Below are 20,449 nucleotides of genomic sequence, written 5' to 3' on the forward strand. Positions count from 1 at the left end.
GAGAACGCCGTGGGCCGCGCCCCGGTGCGGGGGCGCGGCCCACGGGCACGGACGAGACTCAGGCCAGCTCGGCCGTCAGGGTGATCGTCGTACCGGCCAGGGCCTGGCTGACCGGGCAGTTCTTCTTGGCGTCCTCGGCCGCCGAGACGAAGCCCTGCTCGTCCAGACCCGGCACCTCGCCGCGCACGGTGAGGTGGATGCCGGTGATGCCCTCGCCCGGCTGGAAGGTGACGTCGGCCTTGGTCTCCAGCCGGGTGGGCGGGGTGCCGGCGCCGGTCAGGCCGTGCGAGAGGGCCATGGAGAAGCAGCTGGAGTGGGCGGCGGCGATCAGCTCCTCGGGGCTGGTCCTGCCATTGGCCTGCTCGGCGCGCGAGGGCCACGACACCGGCTGCTCGCCGATGCCGGAGGAGTCGAAGGAGACGGTCCCGCTGCCCTTGAGCAGCTCGCCTTCCCAGACGGTGTGCGCGGTGCGCGTGGTTGCCACGTTGCTTCCTTTCGCGAGGATCGCGGTTGCCGGGGTTCCCGGTGCCCCTATCCGATCACATCCGGGCCCCTCGCACGGCCGAAGACCGGCTCCGCCGGGTGAACGGCGGGTGATGCCGCGGCGCCGGGGCCGGTCAGCCGGCGAGCGCGCGCAGATGGTCGGCGGTGGCTCGGTCCGCCGGCAGGAGGGTCTCGATGGCGAGTTCGGCGACCGTGATGTCCATCGGGGTGTTGAACGTGGAGATCGAGGACACGAACGACAGGGTCCGTCCGTCGTGCTCCACGCGCAGCGGCAGCGCGAAGTACGGGACCGGCTCCGCCGGTTCGGCATCCGGTTGCTCCTCGGGCATCGGATAGGCCGCCACCTCCTCGTACAGCGCGCGCAGCCGGTCCGAGCGGTGCAGGGCGATCTCCCGCTCCATCTGGGCCAGCAGATGCCCGCGCCACTGACGCAGATTCAGGATGCGCGGCGCCAGCCCCTCCGGGTGCAGCGTCAGCCGCATGGCGTTCGGTGCCGGGGACAGCAGCTTCTCCGGCACCCCCGCCAGCAGCACCTCGACGCCCCGGTTGGCGGCGACGACCGTGTACCCGGCGTCGACCACCAGCGCGGGGTAGGGCTCATAGCCCCGGATGAGCCGCTCCAGCCCGTCCCGCAAGCCCTCCAGCGCCGGGTCGTCCAGCGGGGTCTCCGCATAGCGCGGGGCGTAACCGGCCGCCAGCAGCAGGGCGTTGCGCTCGCGCACCGGCACCTGGAGCCGCTCCGCCAGCCGCAGCACCATCTCCTCGCTCGGCCGGGACCGTCCGGTCTCGATGAAGCTGATGTGCCGCGCCGAGGAGCCGGCCCGCAGCGCCAGCTCCAGCTGGGAGACGCGGCGCCGCTCGCGCCAGGCGCGCAGCAACGGGCCGACACCGGGGCCGGCGGCGGGGGAGACGGGGCGGGCGGAGGCGGCAACCGACATACCCGTGACCCTAGTCGAGCCCCGGCACGCGTCGGTGCGCCGTCCGTACCCCGGCCGTGGCAGGCTGGGTCCGTACCCCCGGCATGGAAGGGAGCGCACGGTCATGGCCGTAGCACCGCTGTCGCAGCAGGAGATCGAGGACCGCCTGGCCGGGTTGCCCGGCTGGTCGGTGCGGGACGGGCGGCTCACCCGGACCTACCGGCTCGGCTCGCACTTCGCGGCCACCGCGCTGGTGGTGCACATCGCCGGCATCCAGGACGAGCTGGACCACCACTCCGACCTGACCCTCGGCTACGACTCCGTGGTCCTCGGCGTGCACACCCACAGCGCGGGCGGCGCCCTCACCGTCAAGGACTTCGAACTGGCCCGGAGGGTGGAGGACATCGCCCCAGGCCACGGGGCACACTGAGCGATGTGCTCGATTACGAGAAGGAAGCCGAGGACTACGACGCCCTGCGCGGCGGCGAGGCCCGGGCCGAGGCCGCCGCACGCACCGTCCTCGGTCTGATACCCCCCGGGCCCGGACGCCTCCTGGACGTCGCCTGCGGCACCGGGATCGTCACCCGGCGGCTCGCCGCCGCGCGCCCCGGGCTGCGGGTGACCGGCGCCGACCTCACCCCCGCGATGCTCCGCCGGGCGGCGGCCCGGCTGCCCGGCGCGGTCGTCCGGGCCGACAGCCGCCGACTGCCCTTCCCCGACGGCACGTTCGACGCCGTCACGACCATCTGGCTGCTGCACCTGCTGGACGACCCCGCGGACCTGCGCGCGGTCGTCGCCGAGTGCGCCCGGGTGCTGCGGCCCGGCGGGGTGTACGTCACCACCGTCGACAAGGCCGCCGCGCACAACGTCGGCAGTGACATCGACGCGGTCCTCGCCGACCGCCCGCGCCGGCCCGCGGCGGACGCCCCCGCCGCCGTCACCGCCGAGGCCGCCCGGCACGGGCTGCGGCCCGCCGGGCACGGCTCGTTCCGCAGCCCCGGGCAGGGCCGCAGCCCCCGCCGGACCATCGCCGACCTGCGCCGGGGCTGGTTCACCCTGCTGCCGCCCGGCGAGCCGCGCACCGAGGAGTTCGCCGCCCGGCTGGCCGCGCTGCCCGACCAGGACCGCCCGCGCGCCGACCCGCTGTTCAGCGTGCGCGCGTTCCGGAAAGCGGCGCCCGCCCCGCCCTGAGCCGGGGTGACGGCGCGACCAGGCCCCCGGACACGATTCCATCACGGAGTTTTCACATTCCGCTTCGAGAGGGGATCATGCGAAGATCACACAGCACGTCCCAGGGGGGCCCATGAGCACCGACTTCACACCACCGCCCATGCCGGGCTACGGACCGCCGGTCCCGCCGCCGCCCGTACCGCCGAGGAAGCCCCGTACCGCGCTCATCGCCGTGTCGGCGGCCGTCGTCGCCGCCGCGGTCTCGGCCCTGGTCACGGTGGGGGTCAGCGGAGACGCCGAGGCCGAGCCGGCGCCCACCGTGACCGTCACCGAGACCGCCGCCGCGGGCGCGGACGACGCCGAGGCCGACGACGCGGCGGCCACCGACGACGAGGAAGCCACGGACAGCGCGGACGGCGGCGAGGAGGACGGCGTCTACGCCCTGGACGACACCGCCGTCTACGAGCCGGCCACCGAGGTCGCCCTCTCCGGGTTCAAGCGCTCCGTGACCGGCGAGTACGCCGAGCCGGAGAACACGCCGTACCTCCAGTTCACCGTCAAGGTGAAGAACGGCGGCAAGAAGGCCCTCGACATCACGCAGCTCACCGTCAACTGCTCCTACGGCAAGGACGGCAAGAGCAGCGACTCGGTCTTCGACTCCGAAGCCGGCCTCGAGGGCGGCCCGGAGACCAAGCTGCTCCCGGGCCGCTCCCTGAACGTGCCGTGGGGCTGCGAACTGCCCAAGGGGGAGAAGCTCATCCAGATCGAGGTCAGCCCCGACTTCGAATCGGACGCGGCGATCTTCACCGGCACCGTCAAGTAGGGGACCCGGCGGGGATGCCGCTCGTGGCCGGCACCCCCGCCGGGCCGATCGTCAGGCGACCGTACAGGTCCGGTCGCCCAGCTTGAAGGAAGCCGGTCTGCTGTTCGTCGTACCCGACCGGCTTCCCGTGAAGCCGAAGGACACCGACGAGCCCGCCTCCACCGTGCCGTTCCAGCTCACGTTCCGCGCCGTGACCGTCGCGCCGGACTGGGTGTAACCGGCGTTCCACATCTGCGTGACCTTCTGGCCGTCGGCGAAGGACCAGGTGAGGGACCAGCCGTTCCACGCCGAGGAGCCGGTGTTGGCCAGCGTCACGTCGGCCTGGAAGCCGTCGGCCCACTGATGGGTGATCTTGTAGCTGACGGTACAGGCGCCAGTGGGCCCCGGCGCCGGATCGGTGCCGCCGCCGGTGTCGCCGGTGCCGGAGATGTCGCCGTAGACGACCCCCCGGCCGTTCGTCGACACGTACACCCGGCCGTAGACCCGCGGGTCACCGGTGATCGCCGCGCCGGTCCAGCCCCACTGGTGGGCGTCGTCGTTGATCCGGGTCCAGGACGCGCCCTTGTCCGTGGAGCGGAAGATGCCGCGCACCCCGCCGATCTTCGCGCTGGTGTAGAGCGTCTGGTACGAGGCGCCCGGGGCGGCCCTGCCGAAGCCGACGGTGTCGGCCTGCTCCACGCCCGGCACCTTGGTGAAGCTCGCGCCGCCGTCGGTGGAGTGCCACAGCCCGTAGGCGCCGTCCGCCGCCCCGCCCGCCAGCCACACGTCTCCCTTGGCGCCGGGCAGTGCCTTGAAGCGCACGCTGTCCCCGCTCGGCAGGCCCGTGGCCGGCGAGGCGGTGAAGGTCGCCCCGCCGTCCGAACTGACGTAGAACCTCCCGGACTTGAAGCCGTAGAAGGTCTTCGCGTCGACGCGGTCGGACTCGACGATCGCGCCGGCCGGGATGCCGGCGGACTCCGCCCAGGAGGTCCCGAAGCCCGTGGTGTGGCGCACGCCGGTGCCGGCCGGGCTCCACACGAACCGGCTGCCGTCCGCCGCCGCCGCCACCGTGCCGCCGCCCGAGACACCCGAAGGGTCCTGGCCCGCGAACCAGGTGGCCCCGTTGTCCGTGGAGAACGCGATGTGCGGCCCGGAGTCCAGGTCGCCGACGCGGACGACGGTGTTCGGGTCCGACTCGGCGAAGTCCAGGCTGGTGGTCGAGGTGAAGGTCGGTGACGTGTACATCATGGACGGCACCGAGGTCAGGTCGGTGTGCCGGAAGCCGCCGATGTCACCGAGGGCGCTGAACAGCTGGGCGCCGCCGGAGGGCGGTGCGGCGAGGTCGTTGACCGCCGTCTCCTCCAGGCCCCGCACCATCGGCTTCAGGCTGAACTGCCCGCCGCTGTCCCACTTCGTGAGGTCCTCGGTGCCGTAGACCGTGGCGCCCGTGCCGTACATCATCCGGGCGGAGTCGAACGGGTCGATCTCCAGCGCCTCCGTCATCCAGCCCAGTTTCGGCGTCTGTTCGGGCGGTGACGGGTTCGCGCCGAAGGTCAGCCAGGGCGAGGAGGACACGTCCATGGTGTAGCGGTTGGCGCGGTTCGGGTACGACGTGTAGTCCCACGCCTTCGTCCAGGTGGCGCCTCCGTCGGTGGACCGGAACAGCTGGGTGTCCGGCCACCAGGAGCTGTACGCGGTCGCCATGAGGGTGGACGGGTGCTGCCGGTCGACGGTCAGCCCGCTGAAGCCGTAGTAGGTGTCCGCCTCCGCGACCGGGCTGATGTCGGTCCAGGTGCCGGTCGCCGTCGCGTAGCGGAACAGCCGGCCCTTGCCGCCGTCGTAGGGGCCGCCCGTGTCGCTGTAGGCGAGGTAGAGGTAGCCGTTCACGGCGTCCAGGACGCCCTTGTGCGCCAGGTACCCGGTCGGCTGGCCCGCCAGCCGGGTCCAGGTGACGCCCGCGTCCGTGGAGCGGTAGACCGCGTTGTCCTTGTCGGCGACGCCCACGTAGAGGGTCTTCGTCGCGCTCCCGGACGTGCCCGTGGACTCGTCGAAGGTGACCCAGACGATGCCCTGGTTGTCGCTTGCGTACCCGCTGGTGTCGCTCGGGTCCTGCCGGTAGTTGCCGGGGTTGGGGAAGCTCGTCACCTGCGACCAGGTCACCCCGGAGTCCGTCGACCGCCACAGGCCCTTGCCGCTGGGCGCGCCCAGGTACAGCACGCTGTTCCGGTTCGGGTCGACGGCCAGCCGCTCGCCCATGCCCCGGCCGGGCATGTTGCCGCCCAGCTTGAACGGCAGGTCGGTCTTCTGCCAGGTCGCGCCCCGGTCGGCGGAGCGCAGCACCGCCCCGTCGGTCGGGTCCCAGCTGTTGGTGTACGTCCCGACGGCCGCGTACACCTTGTCCGGCTGGACGGGGTCGGAGGCGAGGCTCACCACTCCGGTGTGCCCCCACTCGGTCCAGCCCACCGAGTCCAGCAGCGGGGTCCAGGTCTTGGTCGCCTGCTGCCAGCGGTAGGCGCCGCCGATGTCGGTGCGGGCGTAGGCCAGGTTCTTCTCGGTGCGGTTGAAGACGATCCCGGGGACGAATCCGCCGCCGTCGATCCGGGCGTTCTTCCAGGTGTAGGCCTCCGCCGTGAGGGGCGGAGCGGAGGCGGTGGCGGCCACTGCGGGCGGGGTGCCGGCGAGCAGTCCGGCGGCCAGCGAGAACGCGGCCACGAGGATGCGGGTTCTGCGCACGGTGGGGACACCTTTCCTGACGTCGTATCAAGAAGGTCACGGAGGTGGGGCGGTGCGTGGGGGCCGGGCGGCCCGACCGCACGGTCGGGCCGCCCGGCCCGGGTGGCCCCGCCGTCCTGTGGCGGGGCCGGGTACGCGGAGTGCCGGCGGGGACTATTCGAGCAGTTCCGCGTACGAGCCCATGGCCAGGGCGATGTCCGCCTCGGCCCAGAACCGGTGGTACGTGAACACGGGCGCTGCGCCGCCCTTGAGGTAGGCCTCGATCTTCGACCAGTTCGGGTCGCTCTTGTAGAAGGACCGGATCGAGGAGAACGTGGACGAGGAGTTGATCGCGTCGCCGTTGGGCATGGTGCCGCTCCAGCCGCTCGGCACGTACACCTTCTCGTTGAACCGGCTGTAGTCGGTCCGGGTCTCGGGCACGGCGATGCCGAGGCTGTCCTGGTAGTTGTTCCACATGCCGTCCAGCAGCGCCTTCGCCGTGGACTTGGCCGCCGTGTCACCGGACTTGGCGGCGTAGTACGTCAGCGTCTTGGCGTAGGCGGCGGCCACGCCCACGTCGTCGGTGTAGTCGGCGACGGTGACGTGCAGCCCGTTGTTGGAGCCGGGGCTCGTGGCGTTCCAGGTGTCGGGCTGGCCCGACCACTGGAGGGTGGAGGGGATGCGGTAGGTGCCGTCCGGGTTGATCGTGGTCTTGGACAGCGCCCACTTCACCCACTTGTCGAGGATCGCCTTGGCCTGGGCGTTCCCGGTCTGCTGGTAGTACTCGGCGACCCGCTCCATCGACCACGCCTGGAAGCCGAACCACTGGTTGGACGGCGGGTCGTGGTAGACGGGCGCCGGGTCGTAGGCCATGCCGTAGAAGGTGGAGGTGCCGGCGGGCGGGGAGGCGTAGCGGCCGGCCCAGCTGTTGGTGGCGCCGCCCGCGATGCCGCCCTCGGAGGACTGGAGCCACTGGTAGAACTCCAACTGCCGCTGGAGCGACTTACCCCAGTCGCTCGCACCGGTGGCCGACTTGGGCTTCAGGTCGGCGAAGGAGCTGAGCGCGTAGGCGGCCAGGGGGTTCTGGTAGCCGCCGTGGACATGGCTGGAGCCGATCCGCCAGGCCCAGCCGGCGGAGGTGTCGGTGGCGCCGCCCCAGGCGTAGTACCAGGACAGCAGGTAGTGCGAGGCGTCCTTGCCGGTGCCGGCCGGGCAGGACGTGCTCGTGCAGTTGCCGATCTTCTTGAAGTACTTGTCGTACATCGCGTAGCGCAGGTAGTCGCCCATCTTGGCGGCCTTGGCGACCGTCGCGGAGACGTCACCGCTCTTGCCCTGCTGCTTGGCCCACACATCCGCCCAGTAGGCGGCCTGCACCGCGCGGGCGTCCGCGTCCGGGGCGTTGGTGAACTTCCACTGCTTGGCGTAGGAGCTGTCGCCGGTGAACAGGTCCAGATAGCCGTTGCGGCCGCCGTACTTGAAGGCGTCGCAGGTCGGCTGCGTGACCGTCTCCCAGACCGACTCCTGCACGCCGCGCTGGAAGGTGTTGATGTACGACGGTCCGGTGGCGGTCGGTCCGGCCTCGCACTTGCCGGGCTCGTTGCCGTATCCGTAGACGTTGTCCACGTCCTGGATCCAGTGCATGCCGTAGATGTCGTCCGAGTTGTACGCGCTCTTCAGCTCACCGGCGATCGGGTCCGGGCCCACCGAGACCGAGGTGTCCAGCTTCGCCGGGTACTCGTTCGGGGTGTCCAGCTCGGGCGCGTAGGTGGCCGGCTTGGAGGCGTTGTAGAAGGAGTTCGTCGGCTGGTCGGCGTGCGTGGGGATCATGTACTTCTCCATGATCTCCCAGGCGCCGTTGAACTTCGACCAGTCGCCGGTGACCTTGCCGTACATCGCCTGCAGCCACAGCAGATAGCTGTACGCCTCGGAGGTGGTCTCGTGACCGTGGTCCGGGGCCTCGACGATCAGCGTCTCCACCGAGTGGTACGGAATGCCCTCGGGGGAGAAGTAGCCGTTCGCCGGGTCGGTGATCTTCCCGTACAGGTCCAGGAAGCGGGCGTCGTACGCCTTGGCCGCGGGCAGCTCGGTGACCGTGACCGTCGCCTTGGTGTGGCCGGTGGCCGACGCGGTGAAGGTCGCGCTGCCGGTGCCGGAGGAGTCGGCCGTGATGGTCACGGTCTGCGCGGTGTTCCAGTTCGACGGGGTGAAGGTCAGCGAGGAACCACCGGTCACGGACAGGCCGGTGTTGCCGTCCGTGCGGGTCGTGCTCACCGTGACGTTCGCGCTCGGCTGCGTGGACAGCTTCACCGAGAACGTGCCCGACTTGCCCTGCTGGACGCCCAGTTGGGACGGCGAGGCGACCACTGCGGGGCCGGAGGACACGGTGATGCCCACGGGTGTGGAGGTGGCGGACGCGCCCAGGCTGTCGTAGGCCTTCGCCACCAGGGAATGACTGCCCACGGTCAAACTTGAGGCCGAGAGCGAGTAGGGCGCGCTGGTGTCCGTGCCCAGCAGCGCGGTGTCGTCGTAGAACTCCACCTTGCTGATGGTCGCGTTGTCGGCCGCCGCCGCGGTCGCCGCGAGCGGGACGGCGTCCCCCTGGGAGTAGACCGCGCCCGGGCTCGGGCTGGTCAGCACGGTCACCGGGGGCTGGTGGGCGCCGGCGCAGGTGGTGCCGTTGACGGCGAAGGACGTGGGAGCGGTGTTGGCTCCGCTGTAGGTGAACTGGGCGCCGGTGGAGACGGCGGCGCCCGCGGCGATGGTGCCGTTGTAGGAGGCGTTCTTCACGGTGACCGACTGGCCGGACTGGGACCAGGTCCCGTTCCAGCCGCCGCTCAGCTTCTGGTTGCCCGCGTAGGCGTACGTCAGCGTCCATCCGTTGATGGCGTCCGTACCGCGGTTGGTGAGGGTGAGGTCGGCGGTGAAGCCCGAGCCCCAGTCGTTGGTCTTGTAGTCGACACTGCACTGCACGGCGGCCGCGTGGGCGGTCTCCGCGCCGGTGGCGAGCATCGACAGCGGCAGGGCGAACGCGGCGGCCACCGCGGTCCACAACCGGCGCGCGGTCGTGCGTCTGCGTCCAGGATCCATGTGCTGGTTCCTCCTTGCGGCTGCGGCTCGGGGGAGAAGTCAAGGCTTGAACCAGTGGGAGCGCTCCCATAGTGAAGACGGGGTAACGGACGGTCAAGACCTGGACACTGCGAAAAACATTCGGGGAACCCGAACGTAAAAAAGTAAAGCGAACCCCCTGTGTTTTCCCGTCGGTTGGCGCTACCTTCCTTCGCACCAGTGGGAGCGCTTCCATCAGTCGTCGTGTCCGTCCGGGCACGCCACACTGCGAGGACTCGCTCATGTGCCACCCCCGTTCTGCGCACCTTCAGCCGCCACCGGCCAGTGGGCGAAGGGTTTCCAGGACGGCCCCGGGCAGTGGAACACCCGCGGATCCGCCGAGCCGGCGGGCGGACTCCCCGCCGCCCGTCACCGCCACGCCCACGACGGCACACCCACCGCGTACGGCGCCGGGCCGTGCGACCGCCCGCGCACCGTCACCCCGCAAGTTCCCGACACGGCACCACACCGCACGACATCACACCGAAGGACACCCGCACTCATGAGTCGTACCAGAACATCACTGCTCGCCGCCCTGGCGCTGGTCGCCGGGGCCTCCGGGACGGCACTGGGCATGCAGTCGGCCTCCGCCGCTGCCGCCGCCGTCCCCTGCACCGTGGACTACAAGGTGCAGAACCAGTGGAGCACCGGCTTCACGGCCGCCGTGACCATCACCAACAACTCGCCCGCCAAGTCCAGTTGGTCGCTGAAGTGGTCGTACGCCGGCGACCAGAAGGTCACCAGCGGCTGGAACGCCAAGCTCAGCCAGAGCGGCAACGCGGTCACCGCCGCCAACGAGAGCTACAACGGCTCGCTGGCCACCGGCGGTTCGGTGAGCTTCGGGTTCCAGGGCAGCTACACCGGCACCAACGCGGTGCCCGCCACCTTCACCCTCGACGGGGTCGCCTGCAACGTCGACAACGGCGGGGGCGGCGACAACGGCGGCGGCGGGGACAACGGCGGCGGGGGCGACAACGGCGGCGGAGGCACCACCGGCCGCGTCGACAACCCGTACACCGGCGCCAAGGTGTACGTGGACCCGGAGTGGTCGAAGCTGGCCGCCGCCGAGCCGGGCGGCAGCCGCGTCTCCAACCAGCCCACGTTCGTCTGGCTGGACCGCATCGCGGCCATCAACGGCGTCAACGGCGGCATGGGCCTGCGCGCCCACCTGGACGAGGCCCTCAAGCAGAAGGGCTCCGGCGAACTGGTCGTCCAGCTGGTCATCTACGACCTGCCCGGCCGGGACTGCGCCGCCCTCGCCTCCAACGGCGAACTCGGCCCGACGGACATCGACAAGTACAAGACGCAGTACATCGACGCCATCGCCTCGATCCTGGCCGACTCCAAGTACGCGGGCCTGCGCATCTCCGCGCTCATCGAGCCGGACTCGCTGCCGAACCTGGTCACCAACGCCGGCGGCACCAACACCACCACCGACGCCTGCGTGACCATGAAGTCCAACGGCAACTACGAGAAGGGCGTGAGCTACGCCCTGGACAAGCTGGGCAACCTCTCGAACGTATACAACTACATCGACGCCGGCCACCACGGCTGGCTCGGCTGGGACACCAACCTCGGCCCGACCGCCCAGGAGTTCTACAAGGTCGCCACGACCAACGGCGCCAGCCTGAGCGACGTGGCCGGCTTCATCGTCAACACGGCCAACTACAGCCCGACCAAGGAACCCAACTTCAAGGTCACCGACACCGTGAACGGCCAGACCGTCCGCCAGTCGAAGTGGGTCGACTGGAACCAGTACGTGGACGAGCAGTCGTACGCGCAGGGCCTGCGGGACAAGCTGATCTCCACCGGGTTCAGCTCCAACATCGGCATGCTGATCGACACCTCCCGCAACGGCTGGGGCGGCACCGCCCGGCCCACCGGCCCCGGCCCGCTGACCTCGGTCGACAACTATGTCAACGGCGGCCGCATCGACCGGCGCATCCACGTCGGCAACTGGTGCAACCAGAGCGGTGCCGGACTCGGTGAACGGCCGACCGCGGCGCCCGCCGCCGGGATAGACGCCTACGTGTGGGCCAAGCCCCCGGGGCAGTCCGACGGTGCCAGCGCCCCCATCGACAACGACGAGGGCAAGGGCTTCGACCAGATGTGCGACCCCACCTACGGTGGCAACGCGCGCAACGGCAACAACCCCTCGGGCGCGCTGCCCAACTCGCCGCTGGCCGGGCACTGGTTCTCCGCCCAGTTCCAGCAGCTGATGCAGAACGCCTACCCGCCGCTGTCGTGACGCGGTGACTCCGCCGGGGCCCGCCCGACCCCCGGGCCCCGGCGGTCCGTTCCGGCATACCTGTTTGCCGGAACGGCAACGGAAGTGGCCCTCGGCCGGTGTGCCGTCGCACCCTGACGGCAACCGGACGAGAGGCTGATCACCATGGCACACGGACACCACGAACAGCACCACGGGCACCACGCCGGGCACGGCCACGGACATGGCCACGGGCACGGCACGGACATCGACTGGAACGAACTGGCCGGTCTGCTTCAGGCACAGGCGGAGCTGTTCGCCCCCCTCTACCGGGAGGCCATCGCCTGGCTCGGGCAGGACGTCACCGAGCCCGGGCTCGTCGTGGACGCGGGCAGCGGCCCCGGCGTCGTCTCCTGCCTGTTCGCCGAGGCGTTCCCCACCGCCCGCGTCGTCGCCGTCGACGGCACCGCCCCGCTGCTGGAACGCGCCCGCGAGCGGGCCGCCCGGCTCGGCGTCGGCGACCGCTTCGACACCGTGGCCGGCGAACTGCCCGAGGCGCTCGGCCGCCTGAACCGCCCGGCCGGCCTGCTGTGGGCCAGCCGCAGCCTGCACCACCTCGGCGACCAGCGGGCCGCGCTCGCCGCGTTCGCCGGGCACCTGGCCCCCGGCGGCACCCTGGCCCTGCTGGAGGGCGGACTGCCCTCCCGCTTCCTGCCCCGGGACCTCGGCATCGGCCGCCCCGGACTCCAGGCCCGGCTCGACGCGCTGGAGGAGGAGTGGTTCGCCCGGATGCGGGCCGAACTGCCGGGCTCCGTCGCCGAGACCGAGGACTGGCCCGCCCTGCTGACCGCGGCCGGCCTGAAGCACACCGGCACCCGTACCTTCCTGCTCGACCTGCCGGCCCCGGCCGACGAACGGGCCCGCGCCTATGTCGCCGCGCACCTGTCCCGGGTCCGCGAGGGCGTCGGCGAGGCGCTGGACGCCGACGACCGGGCCACCCTCGACCGGCTCCTGGACCCCTCCGACCCCGCGAGCGTGCACGTACGCCCGGACGTGTTCGTGCTCGGCGCCCACACCGTGCACACCGCCGTCCGTCAGGACTGATCCCGCACTTGACTTGAAGCGTTCTCCAAGTGATGGACTCCGGGCACCGGGTGACCGTCACCGGACGCGGGGAGCGGCGGCTGCGGGACTTCGCCGACGGACTCGGCCGCCCCGAGGGGCTGCTGACGGTGGCAGGCGACGCCGCGGACCACGCCGACGTCCGGCAGGCGGTCGACCGCACGCTGAAGGCGTACGGCCGGCTGGACACCGTCGTCACCAACGCCGGGTTCGCCACCCATGACACCGTGGCGGACGGCGACCCGTCCGGCTGGGCCGAGATGGTCCTCACCAACGTGCTCGGCCCGGCCCCGGGAACCTCTACGGCGCCACCAAGTGGGCGGTGACGGGGCTCGCCGAGAACACCCGGCGGCAGGTCACGGAGTTCGGTGTCGGGGTCACGCCGGCGGCCCCCGGCCGGGTGGAGACGCCCTTCTGGGACGGCTACGGCAGCCTGCCCCCTGGGCATCTGCTGACCGCCGGCCAGATCGCCGACTCGGTGGTCCGGACGATCCGGCAGCCGGCCGGGGTGGATGTCGACACCGTGGTCGTCCGTCCGGTGGGCCGGCCCGTCCGACGGACGACCGGCGTCAGTTGCTCGCGAGGAACTGCTTGGCCAGCCGGTCCCCGAGGGAGACCGCGGCGCTGTGGCTCTCTATGGGGGAGACCTGGGAGTTCTTGAACAGGATGTAGGTCACCCCCGAGTCCGCGCCCCCGGTCTCGGGGTCCGGGTCGATGCCGAGCGCCTTGGCGGTGGCGTACGACGCCTCGCCGATGATCTGCGAGGGGCCGGTGTCGCCGACGACGGCGTACTCGACCTTGTTGTTGTAGATCACGGCGACCACACCGCCGCCCTTGATGCCGGCGTTCGAGTAGTTCCAGATGCTGCTGGTGCTGGGCACCACGACGTACGGCAGGGTCTCCGCGTTCAGCGGCTTGCCGTCGGACTGGTGGAAGGCGGTGTCGGCCTGGAACCAGGGGTCGCGGTCCTCGTTGCAGTTGGCCGTGCGCTGGCCGTCGCAGTCGATGTCCATGTCCGCCTTCCAGAACACCGCGCCGTTCTTGCCGCACACGGGGACCGTGGCCGAGGTCTCCTCGTCGGTCCGGTACTTGCCGTTGGAGATCTGCGAACAGGAGGTCACCTTGGCGAGCAGGTCGGCGGCACTGACCGTGCCCTCCTGGGCGGACCTGGGGGCGGCGGCGGTGGCGTGGGCGGGCAGGAGACCGGCGGCGAGCAGGGCGGTGCCGGAGGCCGCGGCGAGGGTGAGGGTTCGGAGACGCACGGCGGGACCCTTCTGTTAGGAAAGTTTCCTTACCAGATGGGTCCACCGTGCCCCCACGACATGTCCCCGTCAACCCCGGGGAGGCGAACGGCTGAAACCCGTGCGCATTGCGGTGATCGCGGCCGCTGGAGAGACTGGTGGGGTCGGATGTGTCCTGGACGTCCGGCCGTTTCACGGCCGCCGTTTGCGGAGGCGAGTCCCATGTTCGTACGCGCGGTGTACGCGACCGGTGATCCCGCACTGCTGGACACGGCCGTGCGGTCGCTGAACAGCGAGGGGCGGGACCTGCTGGAGGAACGCCCGGGATACCGGGGCGCGGGCATCTTCGTGGACCGCGAACTCGGCAAACTCCTCGCGGTGAGCTGGTGGGAGACCGAGGCGGCGCGGCACAACAGCGACGAGATCATGCGTGAGCGGCGCGAGGCGCTGCTGGAGCCCTTCGCCGGCACGGTGTCGGTCGCCAACTACGAGGCCGCGGTGTTCCACCAGATCGAGCACCCCCGGCAGGGCGGCGGACTGCGCGCCGCCCGGCTGGAGTTCGACCCGCGCGACGCGGACCTGGTCGTCGACGCCTTCCGGGCCACGGTGGTGCCGCGGGCCGAGTCGCTGCCGGGGCTGTGCCGGACCTCCCTGCTGCTCGACCGGGAGCGGGGCCGGGCCGTGGCCGGCGCCCTGTTCGCCGACCGCGCCGCGCTGGCCGCCTCGCGGGCGGCCATGGCCGGCGTGCGCCACGAGGCGACGGCCAAGGCGCACGTCGACGTGGTCGGCCTCGAGGAGTTCGAGGTCGTGTACGCCGACGTGCGCCTCGACTGAGCCGCGGGGCCGCGCCGGGCCGGTGCTCAGGGCAGGCCGGTGATCAGGCCATGGTGATCAGGCCATGTCGAAGGTGGCCGGGTCGGGGCCGAGCCGCCGGTCCTCGTTGAGCGCGCTGATCGCCGCGAGGTCCTCGTCGTCCAGGCTGAAGTCGAACACCGCGATGTTCTCCTTGATCCGGGACGGCGTCACGGACTTCGGGATCACGATGTTGCCCAGCTGGAGGTGCCAGCGCAGCACCACCTGGGCCGGGGTGCGGTCGTGCTTGCGCGCGATCGCCACGATCGCGGGCACCTCCAGCAGGCCCTTGCCCTGGCCGAGCGGCGACCACGCCTCGGTGGCGATGCCCAGCTCCCCGTGGACGGCACGCGACTCGCGCTGCTGGAGGTGCGGGTGCAGCTCGATCTGGTTGACCGCCGGAATGACCGAGGTCTCCTCGGTCAGCCGCCGCAGGTGCTCGGGCAGGAAGTTGGAGACACCGATGGCGCGCACCCGCTTGTCCGCGTACAGCTTCTCGAACGCCTTGTAGGTGTCGACGTACGCGTCCCGGGACGGCAGCGGCCAGTGGATCAGGTACAGGTCGACGTAGTCGAGCCCCAGCTTCGCCAGCGACGTGTCGAAGGCGCGCAGCGTGGCGTCGTAGCCGTGGTCGCTGTTCCAGACCTTGGTGGTGACGAAGATCTCCTCGCGGGGCACGCCGGAGGCGGCGATGGCCTTGCCGGTGCCCTCCTCGTTGCCGTAGATCGCGGCGGTGTCGATGCTGCGGTAGCCGGCCTGGAGCGCCGTGGCGACGGCTCGCTCGGCCTCGTCGTCCGGCACCTGCCAGACGCCGTATCCCAGCTGGGGCATCTCGACGCCGTTGTTGAGGATGATCGGGGGGACGTTGCTGCTCACGAGCCTCTTGGTCCTTCGGTTGTCGACAGGTGTTACTCCCATGGTCAACGATCACGGGCCGTTCCGCATTCCTGGCCACGCGCGACACCGTGAATTCCCGGCCGCGCCCGGCATCCCGGCCGCCGCCCCGCGAAGGAGCCGCGCGGCGGGGCGTCAGAGGCGGTAGAGCGCCTCCACCTCGTTCGCGTACGCCTTCTCGATCGCCTTCCGCTTCAGCTTCAACGACGGCGTCAGCAGGCCGTGTTCCTCGGTGAACGGCTGGGCCAGGATGCGGAAGGTGCGGATCGACTCCGCCTGCGAGACCAGCGTGTTGGCGGCCACCACCGCGCGGCGCACCTCCGCCTCCAGATCCGTGTCGCGCACCAGCTCCGCCGCGGTCATGCCCGGCTTGCCGCGCATCTGCAGCCAGTGCTCGACCGCCTCCCGGTCCAGCGTGACCAGGGCGGCGATGTAGGGGCGGTCGTTGCCGACCACGATGCACTGGCTGACCAGCGGATGCTCGCGGACCCGCTCCTCCAGCACACCCGGCGACACGCTCTTGCCGCCGGAGGTCACCAGGATCTCCTTCTTGCGGCCGGTGATGGTCAGATAGCCGTCCTCGTCCAGCGCGCCCAGGTCGCCGGTGGCCAGCCAGCCGTCGTGCAGGGTCTCGTCGGTCGCCTTCTGGTTGTGCAGATAGCCCTGGAAGACGGTGCCGCCGCGCAGCCAGATCTCCCCGTCGTCGGCGATGTGCACGGTCACGCCCGGGACGGGCGGGCCCACGGTGCCGTAGCGGGTGCGACCGGGTGGATTGGCGGTCGCGGCGGCCGTCGACTCGGTCAGCCCGTAGCCCTCGTAGATCTGCACGCCCGCGCCCGCGAAGAACAGCCCCAGCCGGCGGTCCATCGCCGATCCGCCGGACATCGCGTTGCGGATCCGCCCGCCCATCGCGGCGCGGACCTTGGCGTACACCAGCTTGTCGAACAGCTGGTGCTGCATCCGCAGCCCCGCCGACGGGCCCGGCCCGGTGCCCCACGCCTTGGCCTCCACCGCCTCCGCGTACTTCACGGCGACGTCGACGGCCTTCTCGAACGGCCCCGACCTGCCCTCCCGCTCGGCCTTGCGGCGGGCCGCGTGGAACACCTTCTCGAAGATGTACGGCACCGCGAGGACGAACGTCGGCCGGAACGCGGCCAGGTCGGGCAGCAGGGCGGCGGCGTGCAACTGCGGCTGGTGCCCGAAGCGGACCCGGCCGCGGATCGCGGCGACCTCCACCATCCGCCCGAAGACGTGCGCCAGCGGCAGGAACAGCAGCGTGGACGCCTCGTCGCCCTTCCTGGAGTGGAACACCGGCTCCCACCCCCGCAGCACGGTGTCCGCCTCGCACATGAAGTTGCCGTGGGACAGCAGACAGCCCTTGGGGCGGCCCGTGGTGCCGGAGGTGTAGATGACGGTGGCGACCGAGTCCGGGGTGACCGCCTGCCGGTGCCGGTGCACCACCTCGTCGTCCAGGTGCGCCCCGGCGTCGTACAGCTCCTGCACACAGCCGGCGTCCAGCTGCCACAGCCGGCGCAGGTTCGGCAGCCGGTCGATGACGGTGGCGACGGTCATCGCGTGGTCCTCGTGCTCCACGACCGCCGCGGACACCTCGGCGTCGTGCAGCATCCAGGAGCACTGCTCCGCCGAGGAGGTGGGGTAGACGGGCACCACCTGGGCGCCGATGGTCCACAGGGCGAAGTCGAAGAGGGTCCACTCGTAGCGGGTGCGGGACATGATCGCGACGCGGTCGCCGAAGCGGACGCCGTCGGCCAGCAGGCCCTTGGCGAGGGCCATGACCTCGTCGCGGAACTCGGCGGCGGTCACGTCCCGCCACTGCCCGGCGGCGTCCTTGCGGCCGAGCGCGACGTGCCGCGGATCGGTCAGGGCGTGCTCGAAGACGATGTCGGCCAGACCGCCCGCCGGCGGTGGCGACACCAGCGGAGGGTTGGTGAACTCGCGCAACCTCGCTCCCCGTGTTCTCGCGTCTCGGTGGCGCTGGTCCACGCACCGCAACAGCGCGGTGAAAGCTACCTCACACGATCCGTGCGCGGGAGGGGTCCGGAAGCCGGGCAAACCGCGCGTTCCGCCCGGACGACGGCGGGGAAATGCCCGCACATGGGGAAGGGCCGGACACAACACCGACGGCACCGTAAGTTTCGGTACCGTAATCTCCACCGAATCTGTACGCGCCGATTACGGCGGCCGGATCCGCGCGGGCCCCGGCCCGCCGGTACACCCCGGGAGGCCGGTCCCGGCCGAAGCGTGCGGGACGGCCCCGGAGCCCTCGCCCCGTGACCGCCCCGTGAGCCGTACCGGCACAGGCGCCGTTCAGCCGCGTGCCGCCGCCTTGTCGGGCGCCGCCTCGGGCGCCGCCCCGTGGGCCGGTGCGGGCGTCGGGCGGCCCGGCCGCACCAGCGCCATCACCAGGCCGCCCGCCACCAGTCCGGCCAGGCCCGTCACCACCAGGGCGCCGTTCAGCCCCGAGGCGAACGCGGCCCGCAGGGAGTGCTCCGGGAACCCGCCGCGCAGCAGCGCCCCGGCGCCGCCGCCGGCCAGCGCGTGCGCCGCGCCCTCGGGGAGCCGGCCGGTCAGCCGCGAGGTGAGAACGGTGCCGACGACCGCCACTCCCAGCGCGTAGCCCAACTGCCGCACGGTGTTCACCGCGCCGCCCGCCATCCCGGCCCGCTCGGCCGGCACCGAGGCCAGCGCCGCCCCGGCCACCGTCGGCGCCACGAACCCGGTACCGATCCCGACCAGCACGAACCCCGGCACCAGCGCCGTCCAGTCGGAGCCCGCGCCCAGCACCGCCTGGCACAGCGTGCCGGCACCGACCAGCAGCAGCCCGCCGCCGACCGTCAGCCAGGCCGGCACCCCGTGCAGCAGCCGGCCCACCAGCACCGCCACCACCATGGACATCACCGTCATCGGCAGCAGCGTCAGCCCGCCGCGCACCGGCGACATCCCGAGCAGCGTCTGCATCCAGATCGACAGGTACGGAATGGCGCCGAAGGCCACCCCGTTGAAGGCGAACGCGCCCAGCATCGTGCCGACGAACGCGGGCCGGCGCAGCAGCGACAGATCCAGCAGCGGATGCGCGACCCGCCGCTCCACCAGGGCGAACACCACCACGGCCAGCGCGGCCACGGCGAACGAGGTCAGCGTGGCGGGCGCCGTCCAGCCGTCCTCGCCGGCCCGCACGACGGCGTACGTCGCCCCGCCCGCGAACACCGCGAAGGACGCCGTCCCCGCCCAGTCGACGCTCATGCCGCGCGGCCCGCGCGACTCCGGGACCGTGCGCAGCGTCAGCCACACCGCCACCACGCTCACCGGCAGGTTCACGAAGAAGATCCAGCGCCAGCCCGGACCCTCGGTGATCAGCCCGCCCAGCACCGGACCGACCGCCGCGGCCCCGCCGCTGACCGCGCCCCACACCCCGAGCGCGGCCGAGCGCTGCCGGCCCTGGTAGACCGAGCCCAGCAACGGCAGCGTCGTCGCGAACATCGCCGCCCCGCCGACGCCCTGCAACGCCCGCGCCGCCACCAGCAGGCCCGGGTCCGACGCCAGCCCGCACAACAGGCTGGCCAGCGCGAACAGCACCACACCCACCACGTGCACCCGGCGCCGGCCCAGGATGTCGGCCGCCGCCCCCGCCCCGAGCAGCAGCGCGGCCAGCGCCAGCGCGTACCCGTCGACCACCCACTGCAAGTCGCCCAGCGACGCGTGCAGCGAGCCCGTCATGTCCGGCAGCGCGACCACCACGATGGTCACGTCCAGCAGCAGCATGAACGTGCCCAGGCATATGGCCGTGAGCGTCCCCCAGCTCCGCAATCTCCTCAACTCCCTGTCCGAACGTGCGGTCTACCGCCGCGTACGATGACCCGGCGACGGCCGATCGGACGCCCCACCGGGGCGAACGCGACGGAATCCGACGGGGGAGAGCATGCTGCGGATGGAATCCGACACCTTCGACCTGCTGGACCTCCAACTGCTCTCCGCACTGGAGATGGACGGCCGGGCCCCCTTCAGCCGGATCGCCGCCGTGCTCGGCGTCTCCGACCGCACCGTCGCCCGCCGCTACCGACGCCTGTGCGCCGAGGGCGGGCTGCGGGTCGTCGTGCTGCGGGACGCCGCACGGCTCGGCGAGGACCAGTGGATGCTGCGGCTGCGCTGCGCGCCCGACGGCGCCGCCGTCATCGCCGACGCGCTCGCCCGGCGCCCCGACACCTACTGGATCGGGCTGTGCTCCGGCGGCACCGAGATCGCCTGCATCACCCGGCCGCGCAGCCCCGGCGACCACGACGACCTGCTGCTCGGCAAGCTGCCCCGCACCCCCAGCGTCGTCGAGATCCGCGCCCAGCAGCTCCTGCACCGCTTCTACGGCGGCCCGGTCGGCTGGCTGCCCAGGTTCCAGGCGCTCGACGCGGACCAGATCGCCGCGCTCCGCCCCGGCCCGCCCGAGCCGGGCCCGGCCCGGCTGGAGCCCGAGGACGCCCCGCTGCTCGCCGTCCTCGAACGCGACGGCCGCGCCGGCTACCCCGAACTCCAGCACGCCACCGGCCGCTCCGAGTCCGCGCTCCGGCGCCGGCTGTCCGCCCTGATCGCCTCCGGCGCGGTGTACGTCGACGCCGAGTACGACACCGCGGTCCTCGGCTTCCCCAAGAAGGCCATGCTGTGGATCACCACCGCGCCGGGCGCCCTGGACTCCGTCGGGCGGACCCTCGCCGGCCACGACGAGGTCGCGTTCGCCTCCGCCACCGCCGGCCCCTCCCAGATCGTGGTCACCGTCGTCGTCCGCGACACCGCCGCCCTGTACGCCTACATCAGCGGGCCCCTCGGCCGCCTGGAGGGGGTGCAGCACGTGGAGGTGACGCCCATCCTGCGCGGGGTCAAGCAGCTGACCTACCGCCCGGCGCGGTGACGCCCC

The 20,449-nt window shown here is 72.0% G+C and carries 15 protein-coding genes and 1 pseudogene; 8 read left to right on the forward strand and 8 right to left on the reverse strand.

Annotated elements, in window-relative coordinates; translation table 11 throughout:
• Positions 1 to 58 precede the first annotated feature (58 nt).
• Positions 59 to 484, reverse strand: a complete 426-nt coding sequence (locus HB370_RS32405) for an OsmC family protein (RefSeq protein ID WP_030789169.1) — start codon at positions 482 to 484, stop codon at positions 59 to 61.
• A 133-nt stretch (positions 485 to 617) separates the two neighbouring features.
• Positions 618 to 1,442 (reverse strand): helix-turn-helix transcriptional regulator, encoded by an 825-nt coding sequence (locus tag HB370_RS32410; protein WP_030789164.1) that lies wholly within the window; start codon positions 1,440 to 1,442, stop codon positions 618 to 620.
• A gap of 103 nt (positions 1,443 to 1,545) precedes the next feature.
• Between HB370_RS32410 and HB370_RS32415 the strand changes: the two genes are divergently transcribed.
• The 3 genes from HB370_RS32415 (at position 1,546) to HB370_RS32425 (ending at position 3,414) form a co-directional block, all read left to right on the forward strand.
• Positions 1,546 to 1,851: a 4a-hydroxytetrahydrobiopterin dehydratase gene (locus HB370_RS32415; protein WP_030789161.1), complete on the forward strand. Its 306-nt coding sequence runs from the start codon at positions 1,546 to 1,548 to the stop codon at positions 1,849 to 1,851.
• 5 nt (positions 1,852 to 1,856) lie between these two features.
• On the forward strand, positions 1,857 to 2,612 hold the full coding sequence (locus HB370_RS32420) for a class I SAM-dependent methyltransferase (protein WP_030789158.1): 756 nt from the start codon (positions 1,857 to 1,859) through the stop codon (positions 2,610 to 2,612).
• A gap of 112 nt (positions 2,613 to 2,724) precedes the next feature.
• Positions 2,725 to 3,414 (forward strand): hypothetical protein, encoded by a 690-nt coding sequence (locus tag HB370_RS32425; RefSeq protein WP_030789155.1) that lies wholly within the window; start codon positions 2,725 to 2,727, stop codon positions 3,412 to 3,414.
• 51 nt (positions 3,415 to 3,465) lie between these two features.
• On the opposite strand, the gene HB370_RS32430 is transcribed toward HB370_RS32425, so the two are convergent.
• Together HB370_RS32430 and HB370_RS32435 are read right to left on the reverse strand one after the other, a co-directional pair.
• Positions 3,466 to 6,126, reverse strand: a complete 2,661-nt coding sequence (locus tag HB370_RS32430; RefSeq protein WP_030789152.1) for a cellulose binding domain-containing protein — start codon at positions 6,124 to 6,126, stop codon at positions 3,466 to 3,468.
• Positions 6,127 to 6,279: 153 nt separating this feature from the next.
• Entirely contained in the window at positions 6,280 to 9,192 is a 2,913-nt protein-coding gene (locus tag HB370_RS32435; RefSeq protein ID WP_030789136.1) for a glycoside hydrolase family 48 protein, read from the reverse strand.
• 520 nt (positions 9,193 to 9,712) lie between these two features.
• Between HB370_RS32435 and HB370_RS32440 the strand changes: the two genes are divergently transcribed.
• From HB370_RS32440 to HB370_RS32450, 3 genes and pseudogenes are all read left to right on the forward strand, one after another.
• The gene (locus HB370_RS32440) at positions 9,713 to 11,458 is read left to right on the forward strand and encodes a glycoside hydrolase family 6 protein (RefSeq protein WP_030789120.1); all 1,746 of its coding nucleotides are present in this window, start codon (positions 9,713 to 9,715) and stop codon (positions 11,456 to 11,458) included.
• A gap of 144 nt (positions 11,459 to 11,602) precedes the next feature.
• A complete protein-coding gene (locus HB370_RS32445) occupies positions 11,603 to 12,520 on the forward strand; it encodes a class I SAM-dependent methyltransferase (protein WP_030789117.1) in 918 nt (305 codons plus the stop codon).
• 32 nt (positions 12,521 to 12,552) lie between these two features.
• Positions 12,553 to 13,088, forward strand: a pseudogene (locus HB370_RS32450) (SDR family NAD(P)-dependent oxidoreductase); the annotation flags it as partial.
• A gap of 19 nt (positions 13,089 to 13,107) precedes the next feature.
• On the opposite strand, the gene HB370_RS32455 reads toward HB370_RS32450, so the two are convergent.
• The gene (locus HB370_RS32455; RefSeq protein WP_030789114.1) at positions 13,108 to 13,800 is read right to left on the reverse strand and encodes a glycoside hydrolase family 75 protein; all 693 of its coding nucleotides are present in this window, start codon (positions 13,798 to 13,800) and stop codon (positions 13,108 to 13,110) included.
• Positions 13,801 to 14,001: 201 nt separating this feature from the next.
• Between HB370_RS32455 and HB370_RS32460 the strand changes: the two genes are divergently transcribed.
• A complete protein-coding gene (locus HB370_RS32460) occupies positions 14,002 to 14,613 on the forward strand; it encodes a hypothetical protein (RefSeq protein WP_030789110.1) in 612 nt (203 codons plus the stop codon).
• Positions 14,614 to 14,670: 57 nt separating this feature from the next.
• Here the strand turns inward: HB370_RS32460 and HB370_RS32465 are convergent, their stop codons facing one another.
• From HB370_RS32465 to HB370_RS32475, 3 genes are all read right to left on the reverse strand, one after another.
• Positions 14,671 to 15,507, reverse strand: a complete 837-nt coding sequence (locus HB370_RS32465) for an aldo/keto reductase (protein WP_030789106.1) — start codon at positions 15,505 to 15,507, stop codon at positions 14,671 to 14,673.
• Between the two features lie 153 nt (positions 15,508 to 15,660).
• A complete protein-coding gene (locus HB370_RS32470) occupies positions 15,661 to 17,487 on the reverse strand; it encodes an AMP-dependent synthetase/ligase (RefSeq protein ID WP_030789104.1) in 1,827 nt (608 codons plus the stop codon).
• 366 nt (positions 17,488 to 17,853) lie between these two features.
• Positions 17,854 to 19,353: an MFS transporter gene (locus HB370_RS32475; RefSeq protein WP_030789101.1), complete on the reverse strand. Its 1,500-nt coding sequence runs from the start codon at positions 19,351 to 19,353 to the stop codon at positions 17,854 to 17,856.
• A 112-nt stretch (positions 19,354 to 19,465) separates the two neighbouring features.
• On the opposite strand from HB370_RS32475, the gene HB370_RS32480 reads away from it, so the two are divergent.
• Positions 19,466 to 20,443 (forward strand): Lrp/AsnC family transcriptional regulator, encoded by a 978-nt coding sequence (locus HB370_RS32480; RefSeq protein WP_030789098.1) that lies wholly within the window; start codon positions 19,466 to 19,468, stop codon positions 20,441 to 20,443.
• Positions 20,444 to 20,449: the final 6 nt, after the last annotated feature.

Source organism: Streptomyces sp. DSM 40868, from assembly GCF_011820545.1.
Lineage (GTDB): Bacteria > Actinomycetota > Actinomycetes > Streptomycetales > Streptomycetaceae > Streptomyces > Streptomyces eurythermus.

Coding starts and splice junctions, on each gene's coding strand:
- HB370_RS32410 (WP_030789164.1), bottom strand. CDS start 1,442: ATGTCGGTTGCCGCCTCCGCCCGCCCCGTCTCCCCCGCCGCCGGCCCC.
- HB370_RS32415 (WP_030789161.1), top strand. CDS start 1,546: ATGGCCGTAGCACCGCTGTCGCAGCAGGAGATCGAGGACCGCCTGGCC.
- HB370_RS32425 (WP_030789155.1), top strand. CDS start 2,725: ATGAGCACCGACTTCACACCACCGCCCATGCCGGGCTACGGACCGCCG.
- HB370_RS32435 (WP_030789136.1), bottom strand. CDS start 9,192: ATGGATCCTGGACGCAGACGCACGACCGCGCGCCGGTTGTGGACCGCG.
- HB370_RS32440 (WP_030789120.1), top strand. CDS start 9,713: ATGAGTCGTACCAGAACATCACTGCTCGCCGCCCTGGCGCTGGTCGCC.
- HB370_RS32445 (WP_030789117.1), top strand. CDS start 11,603: ATGGCACACGGACACCACGAACAGCACCACGGGCACCACGCCGGGCAC.
- HB370_RS32460 (WP_030789110.1), top strand. CDS start 14,002: ATGTTCGTACGCGCGGTGTACGCGACCGGTGATCCCGCACTGCTGGAC.
- HB370_RS32480 (WP_030789098.1), top strand. CDS start 19,466: ATGCTGCGGATGGAATCCGACACCTTCGACCTGCTGGACCTCCAACTG.